Source organism: Streptomyces sp. NPDC018263, from assembly GCF_055562575.1.
The window spans coordinates 465,822-482,011 of sequence record NZ_JBVHFA010000007.1 but is presented as its reverse complement, the minus strand read 5'-3'; the positions used below and the strand labels follow the sequence as shown (position 1 = coordinate 482,011).

At 70.5% G+C, this 16,190-nt stretch carries 14 protein-coding genes; 10 read left to right on the top strand and 4 right to left on the bottom strand.

What is annotated here, in order from left to right; translation table 11 throughout:
- Positions 1 to 584 precede the first annotated feature (584 nt).
- From ACZ3HQ_RS22720 to ACZ3HQ_RS22710, 3 genes are all read left to right on the top strand, one after another.
- A complete protein-coding gene (locus ACZ3HQ_RS22720) occupies positions 585 to 2,096 on the top strand; it encodes an FG-GAP-like repeat-containing protein (protein WP_467513483.1) in 1,512 nt (503 codons plus the stop codon).
- Between the two features lie 168 nt (positions 2,097 to 2,264).
- Positions 2,265 to 3,281, top strand: coding sequence for a glutathione S-transferase family protein (locus ACZ3HQ_RS22715; RefSeq protein WP_467513481.1), 1,017 nt, complete (start codon positions 2,265 to 2,267; stop codon positions 3,279 to 3,281).
- Positions 3,282 to 3,309: 28 nt separating this feature from the next.
- Entirely contained in the window at positions 3,310 to 3,615 is a 306-nt protein-coding gene (locus tag ACZ3HQ_RS22710) for a DUF4235 domain-containing protein (RefSeq protein WP_467513479.1), read from the top strand.
- A gap of 80 nt (positions 3,616 to 3,695) precedes the next feature.
- Here the strand turns inward: ACZ3HQ_RS22710 and ACZ3HQ_RS22705 are convergent, their stop codons facing one another.
- From ACZ3HQ_RS22705 to ACZ3HQ_RS22695, 3 genes are all read right to left on the bottom strand, one after another.
- Positions 3,696 to 4,088 (bottom strand): VOC family protein, encoded by a 393-nt coding sequence (locus ACZ3HQ_RS22705; protein WP_467513477.1) that lies wholly within the window; start codon positions 4,086 to 4,088, stop codon positions 3,696 to 3,698.
- Between the two features lie 67 nt (positions 4,089 to 4,155).
- On the bottom strand, positions 4,156 to 5,115 hold the full coding sequence (locus tag ACZ3HQ_RS22700) for a Dyp-type peroxidase (RefSeq protein WP_467513476.1): 960 nt from the start codon (positions 5,113 to 5,115) through the stop codon (positions 4,156 to 4,158).
- A gap of 256 nt (positions 5,116 to 5,371) precedes the next feature.
- A complete protein-coding gene (locus ACZ3HQ_RS22695; protein WP_467513568.1) occupies positions 5,372 to 5,653 on the bottom strand; it encodes a hypothetical protein in 282 nt (93 codons plus the stop codon).
- On the opposite strand from ACZ3HQ_RS22695, the gene ACZ3HQ_RS22690 reads away from it, so the two are divergent.
- From ACZ3HQ_RS22690 to ACZ3HQ_RS22660, 7 genes are all read left to right on the top strand, one after another.
- Positions 5,579 to 8,047 carry a Pls/PosA family non-ribosomal peptide synthetase gene (locus ACZ3HQ_RS22690; RefSeq protein ID WP_467513562.1) on the top strand — a complete coding sequence of 823 codons (2,469 nt, stop codon included), beginning with the start codon at positions 5,579 to 5,581 and terminating at the stop codon, positions 8,045 to 8,047. The two genes, ACZ3HQ_RS22695 and ACZ3HQ_RS22690, sit on opposite strands and share 75 nt — an antisense overlap.
- Before the next feature lie 11 nt (positions 8,048 to 8,058).
- Positions 8,059 to 11,289, top strand: a complete 3,231-nt coding sequence (locus ACZ3HQ_RS22685; protein ID WP_467513474.1) for a non-ribosomal peptide synthetase — start codon at positions 8,059 to 8,061, stop codon at positions 11,287 to 11,289.
- Between the two features lie 46 nt (positions 11,290 to 11,335).
- Positions 11,336 to 12,340 carry a TauD/TfdA family dioxygenase gene (locus ACZ3HQ_RS22680; protein WP_467513472.1) on the top strand — a complete coding sequence of 335 codons (1,005 nt, stop codon included), beginning with the start codon at positions 11,336 to 11,338 and terminating at the stop codon, positions 12,338 to 12,340.
- Positions 12,337 to 13,404, top strand: coding sequence for a 2,3-diaminopropionate biosynthesis protein SbnB (gene sbnB / locus ACZ3HQ_RS22675; RefSeq protein ID WP_467513470.1), 1,068 nt, complete (start codon positions 12,337 to 12,339; stop codon positions 13,402 to 13,404). Before ACZ3HQ_RS22680 ends, sbnB begins: the two co-directional genes overlap by 4 nt.
- A 35-nt stretch (positions 13,405 to 13,439) precedes the next feature.
- Entirely contained in the window at positions 13,440 to 14,465 is a 1,026-nt protein-coding gene (gene sbnA / locus ACZ3HQ_RS22670) for a 2,3-diaminopropionate biosynthesis protein SbnA (RefSeq protein WP_467513468.1), read from the top strand.
- 139 nt (positions 14,466 to 14,604) lie between these two features.
- Complete coding sequence (locus ACZ3HQ_RS22665) at positions 14,605 to 15,021, top strand: phage holin family protein (RefSeq protein WP_467513466.1); 417 nt, start codon at positions 14,605 to 14,607, stop codon at positions 15,019 to 15,021.
- Complete coding sequence (locus ACZ3HQ_RS22660; protein WP_467513464.1) at positions 15,018 to 15,401, top strand: DUF3618 domain-containing protein; 384 nt, start codon at positions 15,018 to 15,020, stop codon at positions 15,399 to 15,401. Before ACZ3HQ_RS22665 ends, ACZ3HQ_RS22660 begins: the two co-directional genes overlap by 4 nt.
- Positions 15,402 to 15,471: 70 nt before the next feature.
- Here ACZ3HQ_RS22660 and ACZ3HQ_RS22655 read toward each other — a convergent pair whose 3' ends face one another.
- Positions 15,472 to 16,173, bottom strand: a complete 702-nt coding sequence (locus ACZ3HQ_RS22655; protein WP_467513462.1) for an SDR family oxidoreductase — start codon at positions 16,171 to 16,173, stop codon at positions 15,472 to 15,474.
- Positions 16,174 to 16,190: the final 17 nt, after the last annotated feature.

Below are 16,190 nucleotides of genomic sequence, written 5' to 3'. Positions count from 1 at the left end.
TGCAGGGATCGAGGGGCGCACTCGGGGCCTCGATCCACCCACCCGATGCCGACGTCGTGATTCCTTCGAGATGTGATCGTTTTCAATCCGTCATTACATCCTCTACAACCTTCTGGCCACCGATCAAACCTTGCCGAATTCTTGACGGAAATGCGCCATAGTCGCTGGGCGACGACCTTGTTTAATACTCATTGACACGTAGGCCCGATTTATCCTGATGGACATCGGCCGGGAGCCGAAGATCTAATCGGCGCGGGGGAGATCATTCGCAATTGGCGTGGCGAAACGGCATTCATGCCCCCCGTGCGGGCACACCCGAAAAGCCCGCGCGTGTGATTACTCGTACGTCGGTTCCTTGGAGTCGAGTGAAGAAAGGGCCGTGACCACATGCTCGTGGAGATCCGGACCGCCAAGTAACGCGAACGGGACGACACCACGGTCACGTGAATTCCGTACGAGAACCAGGCCGACGCCATGAGGTCCGTCACCGATCTCCGCCCGGCGCAGCCGACCGAGGTCCAGGTCGCGGACGGAAACGGCCCGCAGCTCTTCACCTTTCTGTTCACCACTCTGGAGAACCGCATATGTCTCAGTTCAGACGCAGCACCCAGGTCTCGGCCCTCATCGGGGCCGTGGGGCTGAGCCTGCTCGGCTCCCCCGCCCAGGCGCTGGAAGGCCCGGTCGCCGACGCGAGTCAGAACTTCACCGCCCGCATCGTGGTGGGTGACTCCGACCGCGCCTGCTCCGGAGTCCTCGTCTCCCAGCGCTGGGTCCTCACCTCGGGTTCGTGCTTCGACCCGGCCGGTCACCCCGCGGCGGGCAAGCCCGCCGTCACCACCACCGTGACCGTCGGCCGCACCGACTTGAACCAGACGTCGACCGGCGCGGTCCGCACCGCGATCGAGCTGGTGCCCGCGGCCGACCGCGATCTCGTCCTGGTCAAGCTGAACGCCGGAGTCGCCGGCGTGAAGCCGGTCGCGCCGGCCAGCACGCCGGTCTCGGCCGACGAGGCCGTCACGGCCGCCGGCTTCGGGCGGACGAAGACCACCTGGGTCCCCGACACCCTGCACACCGGCGCGTTCACCGCCAGCGGGGGCAGCTCGTCGGACATCGCCCTCACCCCGACAGGCGACGCGCTGATCTGCCAGGGTGACGCCGGCGGTCCGGTGCTGCGCACCAACGGCCAGACCCAGGAACTGGTCGGCGTGGCCAGCAGGTCGTGGCAGGGCGGCTGCCTGGGGACCCCCGCCACCGAAACGCGCACGAGCGCCGTCGCCACACGCGTCGACGACGTGCGCGCCTGGATCGCCGGCATCGTCACGCCGGTGCCGGGTGACCTGAACGGCGACAACAAGCCCGACCTCGTCGCCGTCGACAACACCGGGAAGCTCTTCCTCTACCCGGGCACCGGCACCGGCGCTCTGGGTTCGAGGGTGCAGATCGGCTCCGGAGGCTGGGCCGGCGCGTCGGTGACGCACCGCGGCGACTGGAACGGCGACGGCATGGAGGACATCGTCGCCGTCGTCGGCGGTGAACTGCGCGTCTACGCCAACCGCGGCGACGGCACGCTCGCCTCGCCGATCAAGATCGGCACGCTGCCCACCACCGCCCGCATCGTCGGCATCGGCGACACCACGCTCGATGGAAAGCCCGATCTGCTCGCGGCCTACGACGACAAGCTGTACCGGTACGCGGGTACGTCCGGCACGACACCGTCCGTGGGCGCACCCCTTCTCATCGGCTCCGGCGGCTGGAACGTCATGACCCTGACCGCCCCCGGCGACGCCGACAAGGACGGCCGCGTCGACCTCCTCGCCCGGGACACCCGCGACGGCATCCTGTACAGCTACCTCGGCCAGTCCAACGGCACGTTCAGTGACCGCACCGAGTTCGGCCACAGCTACACCGTCACCAACCGTCCGCTGCTCGCCGGTGCCGCCGACGCCGACCGCAACGGTGTCGCCGACATGTGGGCCACCGCGGGCGACGGCACCCTGAAGTTCTACAAGGGCGGTTCCGACATCCACGGCCCGATCGACGGCCCGAGCATCGAGGTCGGCACCGGCGGCTGGGGCGCCATCAAGTCCATCAGCTAGCCGTCGGCAGCGACCCGGAGGCACTCACCGCGCCTCACCGACCGCCCCCGTTCCCCTCACCTCCGGGAACGGGGGCGGTCCCATGCCGAAAAGGGGGAACGTGTCAGGCGGAACGAAACGGGCCCGGCAGAAGTGCGTGCGGTGCGAGCCGTGCGGCGAGGAGGCGACATGGGTGGCGACGGCAACAGCGCCCACGGCCACAAGAAGTTCAAGCGGTCCAGGAGCCATTTCACGGACCGGATCACCGCCGACGGGCGGGACGGCCGGCCGGTGGAGTCCGGCCGGTACCGGCTGGTGGTCTCGCGGGCCTGCCCATGGGCGAGCCGGGCGGTGATCTCGCGCCGGCTGCTCGGGCTGGAGCGGGCGCTGCCCATGGCGGTCACCGATCCGGTCCAGGACGACCGGAGCTGGCGGTTCACCCTGGACCCCGGCGGCCGCGACCCGGTGCTCGGCATCCGGTACCTGGCCGAGGCGTACGAGAAGCGGGAGCCGGGCGCGCCCGGCGGGGTGAGCGTGCCCGCGATCGTGGACGTGCCCAGCGGCGAGCTGGTCACCAACGACTACCAGCAGCTCACCCTGGACCTGGCCACCGAGTGGACGGATCTGCACCGCGAGGGCGCCCCGGACCTCTACCCCGAGCACCTGCGGGACGAGATCGACGAGGTGATGGAGGAGGTGTACGAGGACGTCAACAACGGGGTGTACCGCGCCGGGTTCGCCTCAAGCCAGGAGGAGTACGAGGAGGCGTGCGCCGGGGTGTTCCGGCGGCTGGAGGCGCTGGCCGAGCGGCTGGCGGGACAGCGCTACCTGGTCGGGGACACGATCACCGAGGCGGACATCCGGCTGTTCACCACGCTGGTCCGCTTCGACCCGGTCTACCACGGGCACTTCAAGTGCAATCTGTGGAAGCTGACGGAGAACCCGGTGCTGTGGGCGTACGCGCGGGACCTGTTCCAGACGCCGGGGTTCGGGGACACCGTCGACTTCGACCACATCAAGCGGCACTACTACCAGGTGCACTCCGGCATCAACCCGACCGGGATCGTGCCGCTCGGCCCGGACCTCTCCGGCTGGCTGAGCCCGCACCACCGTGAGGAGCTGGGCGGCCGGCCGTTCGGCGACGGCACCCCGCCGGGACCCGTGGCGCCGCACGAGCGGGTGGGACCACGAGGTCTGCCTGCATGAGGAGGCCGTGACGAGGAAGAAGCGTGACATGGCGAAGAACAGGACGAAGAAGAAACTCTCGCTCACCTACAAGCCGGTCGGCTTCGTGATGAGCTGGGCCGGCGGTGCGCTGGCCGGGCTGGCCTTCCGCAAGGCGTGGATGGCCATACGGCACGAGGAGGACGCGCCCGACGCGCTGGACCGCGACCGCGGCTGGGGCGAGGTGCTGCTCGCGGCGGCCGTGCAGGGCGCGATCTTCGCGGTGGTGCGCAGCGCCGTGGACCGTACGGGGGCCAAGGCCATCGAGCGGTCGACGGGTGTGTGGCCGGTGTCCGAGAAGGGCGGCCGGGACTGAGCACACGAAGACACTGAGCACACGAGGACCGGGGGTGGCGGGCCGATGCGATGCCCGCCACCCCCGGTCCTCGTGTGCGGTCAGCCCTGCTTGGGGGCGGTCGGCGCGGTGAGCCGCACCGTGAAGGAGTGGCCCGACGGGTCCGAGTAGCTGCGCTCCTCGTGCGGGCCCACCGCGTCCCGTGTCTCCAGGGGGCGGCCGCCGAGCGAGACGATGCGCCGCTCGGCCCCGTCCAGGTCGTCCACCATGAACTCGAGGTGCGCCTGGAGGGAGTTCTCCGGGCGGGGCCAGCTCGGGGGCGTGGCGTTGACATCGCGGCGGAAGGCGATGCGGAAGCCGTCCGCACCCCGGATCTGCACCAGGTTGGCGGAGGCGACGGTCTGTTCGCCGTCCAGCAACTCCTCGTAGAACGCGGCCAGTTTCTCCGGCTCGGCACAGTCGAGCACCACCACGCCCGCTTTCACCAGCGTCATGCTTCCTCCCAGAAAGTCGCCTCACCCCTGCGACTGTCCCGGCCCGCCCGATTCAGTCAGCGGACCTTCAGTCCGCGAGGTCGACGAGGAACTTCCGGGCGGGGCAGAAGAAGGTGACACCGGTGACCGCCCGTGAGTAGTCGAGGATGCGGTCGTGCAGCGGGGGCGGGTCCCCGATGAACATGCGCTCCAGCATCTTCTCGGTGACCCACAGGTGCCGGGAGTAGCCGATGAAGTAGGTGCCGTACTCGCCCTTTCCGGGGGTGGCGAACGGCATGTTGTCGCGGAGGATGTCGTGTTCGCCCTCGGCGTCCTGGATGGTGCACAGGGTCTTGTGCGACTTCTGGCCCTCGGTGGCGTCCGGGAGTTCGATGTTGTCGAACTTGGTGCGTCCGATGATCTGTTCCTGCGTCTCGGTGGTCTGGGCGCGCCAGCCCTTGAGGTTGTGCAGGTACTTCTGGATGACGACGTAACTGCCGCCCTCGTACGCCGGGTCCTCCTCGCCGACCAGGGTGGAGGCGGGCAGGGAGAGGCCGATCGGGTTGGCGGTGCCGTCCACGAATTCCAGGAGGTCGCGGCCGTTGTAGTAACGGAATCCGGTGACATCGTCCACGGCCGTCACGGAATCGCCGAATGCCTCCAGGAGGATCTTCTCGAATTCCACGACGAGATCGACCGAATCGGCACGGATGTGGTACAGGAGATCACCTTCGGTGGCGACCGCCGTGTGCTGGGCGCCCCGGATCTCCTGGAAGGGCTTGAGTTCCTTCGGCAGCGGTTTCCGGGTGAGCGGGCCCCAGGCGTGGTGCGAGATACCGAGATTGCAGGTGAAGATTCCGGTGTTCACCTGGATCTTGATGTCCTTGATCAGGTCCTCGATGCTCGCCACCACCGACCGCGCCTTGTCCATGGCCTCCTCGCCGTCGTTGATGGTCAGCACCAGGAAGGCGGCCGCGGCGGTCATCGGCGCGTCGATGTACTGCGGCTCGGTCTTCAGGTCGTGCTTGGCGACGGCGCTGTGATCCATGGCCTCTCCCGGTGGGCGGCCCGCGCTGTTACGCGGGCAGGGCGGTGTGTCGCAGACGGAATCCGGCCCGTTCAGCATCCGACACCCCTGGGCGCCCCGCCACCGGCGCCGGCGCCGGGAAGGTCCGCCAAACAGGTGATCCCGGATGGGCCGAACACCTGCGGATGCCCAGAAACCACGGGCCCGCCGGGGCCCTGCCGGGCCCGTGGTTGATCGATTCGAAGTGGCAGCCTGACCGCGCCGGGCCGAAACTGATTCAGCAGTTCGTGATCAGAGAAGAGCACGTGGCCGAGCCAGCGATCCAGACGTTCTCGCAGGAGATCACATGGTGGAACAGTCCTCGGACGTCCATATAGAAGGAACGGACGACGAAACCCTCGTGGCGCGGCATGACGGCGGCCCGGCGGTGCGGGATACCGAAACGCGGCTGGCGGATGCGCTGGCCGATGTCCTGGCCGGTGTCATGGGTGTGGAGAATGTTCCGGCCGATGCGCACTTCTTCGAGAATCTCGGTGCCAATTCCCTGGTCATGGCGCAATTCTGCGCACGGGTCCGGAAGCGGGAGGATCTGCCCTCCCCGTCCATGAAGGACATCTACCGGTACCCCACGGTCCACGCCCTGGCGGAGGCTCTCACGGAGTCCGCCCCGGCTCCGGCCGGTTCCCCGGCGGCCCTCTCCCCCGCCACCCTGGTGATGCCGCCGGAGCCGGTCCGGCGGGCGAGCGGGCTCTCCCACACCCTGTGCGGCACCGCCCAGTTGCTGATCTTCCTGGGATATTCACTGGTCGCCGGTTTCGCCACAGCGTCCGGTTACGAATGGGTCGCCACCGGCACAGGCGTGTGGGACGTGTACCTGCGGTCCCTGGTCTTCGGCGGTGTCGGATTCGTGGCCCTGTGCGCGTTTCCGGTCATCGCCAAGTGGATGCTCGTCGGGCGCTGGAAACCCGCCGAGTTCCCGGTCTGGGGCCTTGCCTACCTGCGCTTCTGGCTCGTCAAGGCACTGCTCCACGCCAATCCGATGATCCTCTTCATCGGGAACCCGCTGTACGTGTTCTATCTGCGCGCGCTCGGCGCCCGGATCGGCAAGGGCGTCACGATCCTCTCCCACTCGGTACCGGTCTGCACCGACCTGCTGACGATCGGCTCCGGCACGGTCATCCGCAAGGACTCGTTCTTCCTGGGCTACCGGGCGCACGCCGGGTACATCCAGACCGGCCGGATCAGCATCGGCCGGGACGTGTACATCGGGGAGAAGACCGTCCTGGACATCGACACCTCGATGGGCGACGGCGCCCAGCTCGGGCACTCGTCGTCGTTGCACCGCGGCCAGTCGGTCCCGGCCGGCGAGCACCGGCACGGCTCCCCCGCGCAGGCGACCGACGTGGACTATCTGCGGGTCGCGCCCGCCCCGTGCGGCACCGGGCGCCGGGCCTGGTTCGGACTGGCCTCGCTGCTCCAGTTGTTCCTGCTGTACATCCCGCTCGGGGTGGGCGGGATGTACATCCTGTTCAACGCGGTGCCGGCGGTCCGACGACGGCTCGACCCCGAGGCGGCGCTCCCCCTCGGGGAGCTGGTCACCGACGCGGTGACCCTGTCCCTTGCGCTGTTCGTCGGCTTCGTCGTCCTGGGCCTCGCCCTGCTGTGCACCCTGCCGCGCCTGCTGAACCTGGCGGTCCCCCCGGACCGGGTGTTCCCGCTCTACGGGTTCCGGTACGCGGTGCACCGGACGACCGCGCGGATGACGAACATCAAGTTCTTCGCCTGGCTCTTCGGCGACAGCTCGTACGTCGTGCACTACCTGCGCGGTATCGGGTACGACCTCTCGCACGTCGAGCAGACCGGGTCGAACTTCGGCACCGAGGTGCAGCACGAGAACCCGCTGCTGGTCACGGTGGGCAGCGGCACGATGGTGGCCGACGGGCTGTCCGTGATCAACGCGGACTACTCGGCCACGTCGTTCCGGGTGTCGCGGACGACGATCGGGGCGCACAACTTCCTCGGCAACAACATCGCCTATCCCATCGGCGGCCGGACCGGCGAGAACTGCCTGCTGGCGACCAAGGTGATGGTGCCGCTGGACGGGGAGGTCCGCGAGGGGGTCGGGCTGCTCGGTTCACCGTGCTTCGAGATCCCGAGGTCGGTGGAGCGCGACAGCCGGTTCGACCAGTACAGGTCCGGTGACGCGCTGCGCCGCGGCCTCGCCCGGAAGAACCGCTACAACCTGCGCTCGATGGCCTTCATGCTGTTCGTGCGCTGGCTGCACGTCCTCGCCCTCACCCTGCTGGGCCTGGCCACGGTGGAGCTGTACGGCGTGCTCGGGCACGTGGTGATCGCCAGCTACATGGCGCTGACGCTGGCCCTGTCCACGCTCTACTACGTGCTGCTGGAGCGCTGCCTCACCCGCTTCCGCCGGCTGCGCCCCATGCTGTGCTCCATCTACGACCCGGCCTTCTGGGCGCAGGAGCGCCTGTGGAAGGTGCCGGACCGGCATCTGAACATCTACAACGGCACCCCCTTCAAGGCCCTCGTCTGGCGCCTGATGGGTGTCCGCGTCGGCCGCAGGGTGTTCGACGACGGCTGCTACATGACGGACCGCACGCTCGCCGTCATCGGCGACGACTGCACCCTGAACGCCGGCAGCAAGGTGCAGTGCCACTCCCAGGAGGACGGCACGTTCAAGTCCGACATCAGCACGCTCGGCGCGGGCTGCACGCTCGGCGTCGGCTCGCATGTGCACTACGGCGTGACGATGGGCGACGGCGCGCGGCTGGCGCCCGACTCCTTCCTCATGAAGGGCGAGGAGGTCCCCGCGCACGCGCGCTGGGGCGGCAACCCCGCCGTGGAGATGCCGGAGGCAGCGGTGGTGCCCGCCGGTACCGGCCGCAGGACCCCACCGTCCGTCGACAGCGCCGCCACGGCGTCCGTGAATTGAGGGAGCATCCGATGGGAACGCGTGTGCAGGCGGACCGGGAGTTCTGGAGCGGCGTGCTGACCGCCGGCGGATTCACCGCGGTACCGCGCTGGCCCGAGGCACCGGTCGCCGGTGCGGCCGAGCTTGAGGTACCGCTGCCCGAGTCCCTGGGCGAGGCGGCGCGACGGCTGGACGTGCCGGTGGGCGCGCTGCTGTCGGCGGCCCACGCCAAGGTGCTCTCCGCCCTGACCGGCGAGCAGGACGTGGTGACCGGCTACGCCGCCGGGGAAGAGGGCGAGCCCCTCCCCTGCCGCCTCACCGTCTCTCCCGGCACCTGGCGCGCCCTCGCCGCAGCCGCCCACCACGCGGAGTCGGAGGTGCTGGCGCACCGGGACTTCCCCGTGGCGGACCTGCGCCGAGAACTGGGCCTGACGGAACCGGCCTTCGAGGTGACGTGCGGCCCCGGGAACAGCCCCCTCTCCGGCGACCGTGTCCTGCACGTGCACTGGTCCGAGCCCGAGGGGCGCCTGGTCCTGCGGTACCGCACGGACGTCCTGGACGCCGGGAGCGCCGGCCGTATCGCCGGGTACCACCTGCGGGCGCTGGAGCTGATGGCGGCCGACCCGGACGCCGAGCACACGCGCCAGAGCCTGCTGTCGGCCGGGGAACGGCACGAGCAGTTGGCGGAACTGGCCGGTCCGGAGCGGGAGTTGCCCGACGCGCGGGCGCACGAACTCTTCGAGCGGCGCGTACGCCGGCACCCGGACGCCGTGGCGGCGGTGCACGGCCGGGAGCGGTGGACGTACGGCGAGCTGAACCGCCGGGCCAACCGGCTGGCGCGGGCCCTGGTGGCGCGCGGGCTGGGCCGTGAGGACGTGGTGGCCGTGGTCACCGAGCGGAATCTCGACTGGCTGGCCGCGACCCTGGCCGTGTTCAAGGCGGGCGGCGCCTATCTGCCGATCGAGCCGCACTTCCCGCCCGGCCGCATCGCTGCGACCCTTTCGCGGGCCGGGTGCCGGCTGGTGCTGACCGAGCCGGGCAGCACGGCCACGCTCGACGAGGCGCTGGCCGAGGTGCCCGCCGCCGAGCGGCTGCTCGTCGGGGACGCGTACGCGGAGGGGCATGCCGAGGACGACCTCGGGGTGACGGTGGACCCCGGTCAACTGGCCTACATCTACTTCACCTCCGGCTCCACGGGCGAGCCGAAGGGCGCGATGTGCGAGCACGCGGGGATGCTCAACCATCTCTTCGCCAAGATCGACGACCTGGGTGTCGGCGAGGGCGGGGTGGTGGCGCAGACGGCTCCGCAGTGCTTCGACATCTCGCTGTGGCAGCTCGTCTCCGCGCTGCTGGTGGGCGGGCGGACGCTGCTGGTGGAGCAGGACGTGCTCCTGGACGTGGAGCGGTTCGCCGACACGCTCGTCGGCAACCGGGTCGGGGTCACCCAGCTCGTGCCCTCCTACCTGGAGGTGCTGGTCTCCTACCTGGAACAGCACCCGCGCGACTTCCCGGACCTGCGGTTCGTGTCGGTGACCGGCGAGGCGCTCAAACCGGAGCTGGTGCAGCGCTGGTTCGCCGTGCAGCCGGACATCAAGCTGGTCAACGCCTACGGCCTGACCGAGACCTCCGACGACACCAACCACGAGATCATCGACGGGGTCTGCGACCGCGTCCTGCTGGGCCGCGCGGTGAACAACGTCCGCGTCCTGGTCGTGGACGAGCGGCTGGAGCTGGTGCCGCTGGGCGCGCCGGGGCTGATCGCCTTCTCCGGTGTCTGTGTGGGCCGGGGTTACGTCAACGACCCCGAGCGCACCCGTGAGGCGTACCGGGAGGACCCGTACCGGCCGGGCGAGCGGCTGTACCTGGGCGGTGACTGGGGTCGCTGGCACCCCGGCGGCAAGCTGGAGTTCCTGGGGCGCCGGGACAACCAGGTCAAGATCCGGGGCTTCCGCATTGAGATCGGTGAGATCGAGAACGCGCTGCTGCGGGTTCCGGGGGTGCGGGACGGCGCGGTGGTCGTGGCCGAACGGGCGGGGCAGGGCAAGCAGTTGGTCGCCTTCTACGCGGGCCGTGAGCTGTCCGCGGACGAGCTGCGGGACGCGCTGGGCGCGGGGCTGCCCGCCTACATGGTCCCCGCGGCCTTCCACTGGCAGCCGTCCCTGCCGCTGACCCCCAACGGCAAGACCGACCGCAAGGCGCTCACCGAGCTGGCCGAGCAGAGCGCGCCGGCCGCGCCGGACGACGCCGGGGACCGGGAGCCGCGTACCCCGGCCGAGCGCAGGCTCGCGGCCGTGTGGGCCGGACTGCTGGGCATCCCCGAGGAGCGGGTCGGCCGTACGGACCACTTCTTCGACTCCGGCGGCACCTCCCTGACAGCGGTGAAGCTGACGATCGCGCTGGAGCGCGCGGTGTCCCTGAAGGACATCACCCGCAACCCGGTCCTCGCCGACCTGGCCGCCCTGCTGGACGGCGCGGCCGGTAAGGACGGGGAGCTGCTCCAGCCGCTCGCGGAGGCGGACGGTACGCCGGAGTGCCCTCTGGTGTGCTTCCCGTACGCGGGCGGCAACGCGGTCAACTTCCAGCCGATGGCGAGCGCGCTGGCGGGCGGCGGGATGCCGGTGTTCGCGGTCGAGCTTCCAGGGCACGACCTGGCCGGGCGGCAGGAGCCGTTCGCGTCGATCGCCGAGGTGGCGGAGCGGGTCGCGGCGGAGATCACCGCGCGTGGTCCGAGCCGGGTCATGCTGTGGGGCCACTCCTCCGGCGCCGCGATGGCCGTGGAGACGGCCCGCAGGCTCCAGGAGCGCGGGGTGGAGGTGGCGCGGCTGTTCCTGGGCGCGCAACTGCTGGGCACCGCCGCGGAACGGCGTGCGGCCGTGGAGGCGCTGTCGGTCCGCGGTGACGCCGAGATCGCCGCGCGGCTGGCCGAGGAAGGTGGTTATGTCGAGCTGGCGGAGCTGACCGCCCGGCACGCCGAGCGGGTCGGCGCCGCCTACCGCCACGACTGCCTCTGCGCGCACCGGTACTTCATCGACGCCCTGGAGAACCCTCCTGCGGTGCGGCTGTCGGCCCCGGTGTCGGTGGTGGTGGCCGCCGACGACCCGTACACGGCCGGGTACTCCGTGGCCCACCGGGACTGGCTGCTGCTGGCCGACCGCGTCGACCTGCACGAACTCACCGACGGCGGGCACTATTTCCCGCGCCTGCGCCCCACCGAGGCGGCGAAGGCGGTGCTGACGGCCGTCGAGCCGCTGGCCTCCACCTGACTTTCCTCCCCCAGCCCCCTGACGGGCGACCGAAAGGAAATCCGAGATGTCGACCTCTTCCCTGGCAGCCCCGCTCGACGTGGAGCTGCGGCCGGGCAGACCGCCGGTGGCCCGTATCGACACCCCGCCGGACGTGCCGGGCTGGGCGGCGCAGTACCGCGACGTGCTGCGCGGCCAGGTGGCCGAGCACGGGTCGCTGCTGGTGCGGGGCCTGGGGCTGCGGGACCCGGAGCAGGTCGGTGCCGTGTTCGCCCGGCTGACGGGCGGGCTGATGACGGAGCGGGAGTCGTTCGCGCCGCGCGAGACCTTCGGTTCCGGGCTGTACGCCTCCACGACCTGGCCGGCCAACCAGCCGATGTGCATGCACCACGAGCTGAGCTACGCCCAGGAGCCCCCCGGACTGATGCTGTTCGCCTGCCTGACCGCGCCCGAGGACGGCGGGGCGACGGCGGTGGCGGACGCGGCGGAGGTGCTGCGGGAGCTGCCCGCCGAGGACCGGACGCGCTTCGAGCGGGAGGGCTGGCTGCTGACCCGGTCCTACAACGACGAGATCGGCGCGTCCCTGGAGGAGTCGTTCGGGACCGCCGACCGCGCCGGGGTGGAGAGCTACTGCCGGGCCAACGGGATCGACTTCGCCTGGCAGCCGGACGGCTCCCTGCGCACCACCCAGCGGCGCCCGGCGGTGGTCCGGCACCCGGTCACGGGCGAGGCGTGCTGGTTCAACCAGATCGCGTTCCTCAACGAGTGGACGCTCGCCCCCGAGGTCCGCGAGTACCTGGTGGACATCTACGGCGCGGACGGCCTGCCGTTCAACACCCGCTACGGGGACGGCACCCCGATCGGTAAGGACGTCGTCGACCTGCTCAACGCGACGTACGAGAAGCACACCCGGCGCGAGCCGTGGCAGGCCGGCGACCTGCTCCTCGTCGACAACGTGCGCACCGCACACAGCAGGGAGCCCTACACCGGGGACCGTCAGGTGCTGGTCGGCATGGCCGACCCGCGGCGCCTGGACGCCGGTGCCACCGATTCGAAGGCGAGCGAGCGATGACCGACCTGTTGCCCACCGCCGCGCAGCCGGCCCACCCCGACCCGGCCTCGCCGACGTTCGCGGTGATCTCCGGTGAGCAGGTGCAGAAGGCGCTCACCGGGCGCGAGCGGGAGATCACGGACCTGGTCGAGGCGACCTACCGGCTGCACGGGGCCGGGGACTCGGTGAACCCGCCGTCCTACTTCCTGCGGTTCCCCGACCGGCCCAGCTCGCGGATCATCGCGCTGCCGGCCTCGGTCGGCGGGTCCGTGGGCGTCGACGGCATGAAGTGGATCTCCAGCTTCCCGGACAACGTCCGCTCGGGGCTCCCCCGCGCCTCGGCGGTGCTGATCCTCAACGACCCCACGACGGGCTATCCGTTCGCCTGTCTGGAGAGCTCCATCATCAGCGCGACCCGGACGGCCGCGTCCGCAGCGCTGGCCGCCGACTGGTTCAGCCGCAACCGGCCGCGCCCGACGCGGGTCGGGTTCTTCGGCACCGGGCTGATCGCCCGCTACATCCACACCTTCCTCGCGGGCACCGGCTGGGAGTTCGAGACGGTCGGGGTGCACGACCTGGCCGCCGACAGCGCCGCCGGCTTCTGCGACTACCTGCGCCAGAGCGGGACGAGCGCGGAGGTCACCGTCCACGACAGCGCGGCGGACCTGATCCGCTCCAGCGACCTGGTGGTCTTCGCCACCGTCGCCGGACAGCCGCACGTCACCGACGCCTCGCTGTTCTCCCACAACCCCCTGGTCCTGCACGTCTCGTTGCGCGACCTGGCGCCCGAAGTCCTCCTGGCATCGGCGAACTTCGTCGACGACGTCGAGCACTGCCTGAAGGCCGACACCTCCCCGCACCTGGTCGAACAGCGCACCGGGAACCGGGACTTCCTCAACGGCACGCTGAACGACGTGATGCTCGGCCGGGCCGCGCCGCCGCCCGACCGGCCCATCGTCTTCTCGCCCTTCGGGCTCGGGGTCCTCGACCTCGCCGTCGGCAAGTACGTCTACGACGAGACGGCCGCCGCGGGAAACCTCGGCCTCATCGACAACTTCTTCCACGACCTGCGCCGGTACGGCTGAGAGCGCTGCCCTTCCCCGGTACCAGGAGGCCCACCGTGCCCGTCATATCCGCTCCCCATGACTTCAACGAAGGCCATCTCTTCGTCGACCTCAAGTCGATCTTCGGATGTCCCCTCTACCTGAAGTGCGAGGGCTTCAACTTCGCCGGCTCCATCAAGCTGAAGGCCGCGAACGAGATGGTGGAGAGCGCCGAGCGGGAGGGCATCCTCAAGCCGGACTCCGTCATCGTCGAGTCCTCGTCCGGAAACCTCGGCGTGGCGCTCAGCATGATCGCCGCGAGCAAGGGCTACAAGTTCCTGTGCGTGACGGACTCGCGCTGCAATCTGTCGACCCGGCTGCTGATGGAGGCCCTCGGCAGCAAGGTGCACATCGTGGCCGACCTGGACGAGAACGGCGGGTTCCTGGGCACGCGGATCGAGTACGTCCGCTCGCTGTGCGCCTCCGACGACCGGTACGTGTGGCTCAGCCAGTACACCAACCCGGGCAACTGGCAGGCGCACTACCGCACGACCGCACCGCAGATCGCCCGTCAGTTCCCGCGTCTGGACGTGCTGTTCGTCGGCACGGGCACCGCCGGGACGCTGATGGGGTGCGCCCGCTACTTCCGGCAGTGGCACCGCCCGGTGCGCATCGTCGCGGTGGACAGCGTGGGCTCGGTCGCGTTCGGCGGGGAGCCCGGCCGCCGGATGATCCCGGGTCTCGGGATGAGCATGCGGCCGCCGCTGCTGGACGAGTCCTACGTCAACGAGGTGATCCGGGTGGAGGAGGCGGACACCATCCGGGCCTGCCATCAAATGGCGCGGCGTGGCTTCCTGTTCGGCGGCTCCACCGGCACGGTGGTCAGCGGCGCCGCGCACTGGCTGTCCCGCCACGACACCCGTGACATGACGGCGGTGGCCATCGCGCCGGACCTGGGCGAGCGCTACCTCGACACCGTGTACCAGACCAACTGGCTCCAGGATCTGTTCGGCGACGAGATCCTCGACCCGAGCCGCCCGGCCACCGCCTTCGAGGCGGACGAACCCACACCCCGCGAGCCGGACCGCTGGCCACAGCCGTAACACCCTCCCCACCTGCCCCACCTGCCCCGTCCATCTCGGTGCCGCCCGTGTGAGGGCCCTGTGGAACAGGGCCCTCACAGGCGTCTTGCGGCGTAACCGGGGCATCCGGATTTCCGGTTACGCAGGAGGGGTGATGGTCATGTTCGAACCCGACCGTGAACAAGCGGTGGCCCGTGAGGAGCCGGTCGGCGAGTTGGTGCAACGCGCCTCGCAGCAGCTCACCGAGCTGGTGCGCGGTGAACTCCGACTGGCTCAGGCGGAGATGAAGGAGAAGGGCAAGCTCTACGGCAAGGGCGGCGGGCTCTTCGGAGGCGCCGGCCTGGTCGGCTTCCTCACACTCCAGGCCCTGGTGGCCACGGCGATCGCCGGTCTTGCCGTACCGCTTCCGGTGTGGGCCGCGGCCCTCATCGTCACCGGCGTCCTCGGCGCGGTCACGGCGGTTCTCGCCCTGACCGGCAAGAAGGAGGTCGGCCGGGCCGCCCCGCCCGCTCCGGAGCAGACCATCGACAGTGTGAAGGCCGACGTGGCCGAGATCAAGGAGAGTGCCAAGCGATGACACAGCAGCCGTTCGAGGAGTCCTCCTCCGCGAGCCCGCAGGAGCTTCGGGAGCAGGTCGAGCGGACCCGCCACGAGCTCGGGGAGACCGTGGAGGCGCTCACCGACAAGGCCGACGTCAAGGCCCGCGCCCAGGAGAAGGCGGCCGCGCTGAAGGTGCAGACCGCCGAGACCGCGCAGAAGCTGGCGGAGAAGGTGCCGGACCCGGTCAGGGAGAAGGCCGCCGTCGCGGCGACCCAGGTCCGGGCCAAGGCCGGCCAGGCGGAGCAGCTCTGGCAGGACCGGGCGCCCGAGCAGGTGCGGGACAAGCGCAAGCTGCTGCTCGCCGGTGCGGTCGCGGTGGTCGCGGTGACTCTGCTGAGCCGCCGGAAGCGCCGCTGACGCGTGTGCTCCGTACCGAACGGGCCCCGGCCGAGCGGAACTCGCTCGGCCGGGGCCCGCTGTCGTCGGCTCAGTTGGGCTGCCCGACCGGACGTACGACGACGGTGTTGATGTCGACCCCGGCCGGCTGCCGGATCGCCCAGACCACCGAGTCGGCGATCTGATCGGCGGTCAGCAGATGCCCCGGCGGCAGGCTGCCGTAGGCGTCCCAGAACGGGGTCTCCACCCGGCCGGGCGCGACCAGGGTGACGCCGACGCCGTACTCGGTGACCTGGCGCCGGGTGTTCTCGGCGAGCCCGGTGACCGCCCACTTGGTCGCCCCGTAGAGGTTGCCGGGGGTGTGCACGAACCCGGCGACGCTGCCGATGAGGACGATCCGGCCGCGGGTCTCCTTGAGGGCGTCGACGGCGGCGCGGATGAGCAGGGCCGGGCCGAGGACGTTCGTCAGCACCATCTCGCTCCACCCCGCCGGGTCGCCCTCGGCGACGGAGTCGTGCGTGGCGACACCGGCGTTGGCGATGACGGTGTCCAGCCGCCCGTACCGCTCGACGGTGCGGTCCACCGCGTCGCGGACGTCGTCGTAGGACGAGGCGCTGCCCGGGAGGGTGAGCAGTTCGCCGGGGTCGCCCACGCTCTCGGCGAACTCCCGCAGCCGGTCCTTGCCGCGTCCGGTGACGGTGACCCGGTGGCCGTCCTCCAGCAGTTGCCGGGCCACGGCCGCGCCGATGCCGCTGCCGCCGCCCGTGATGAGCGCTACCGGTGCGTCGTTCATGGTCTCTCCCTCGGTCT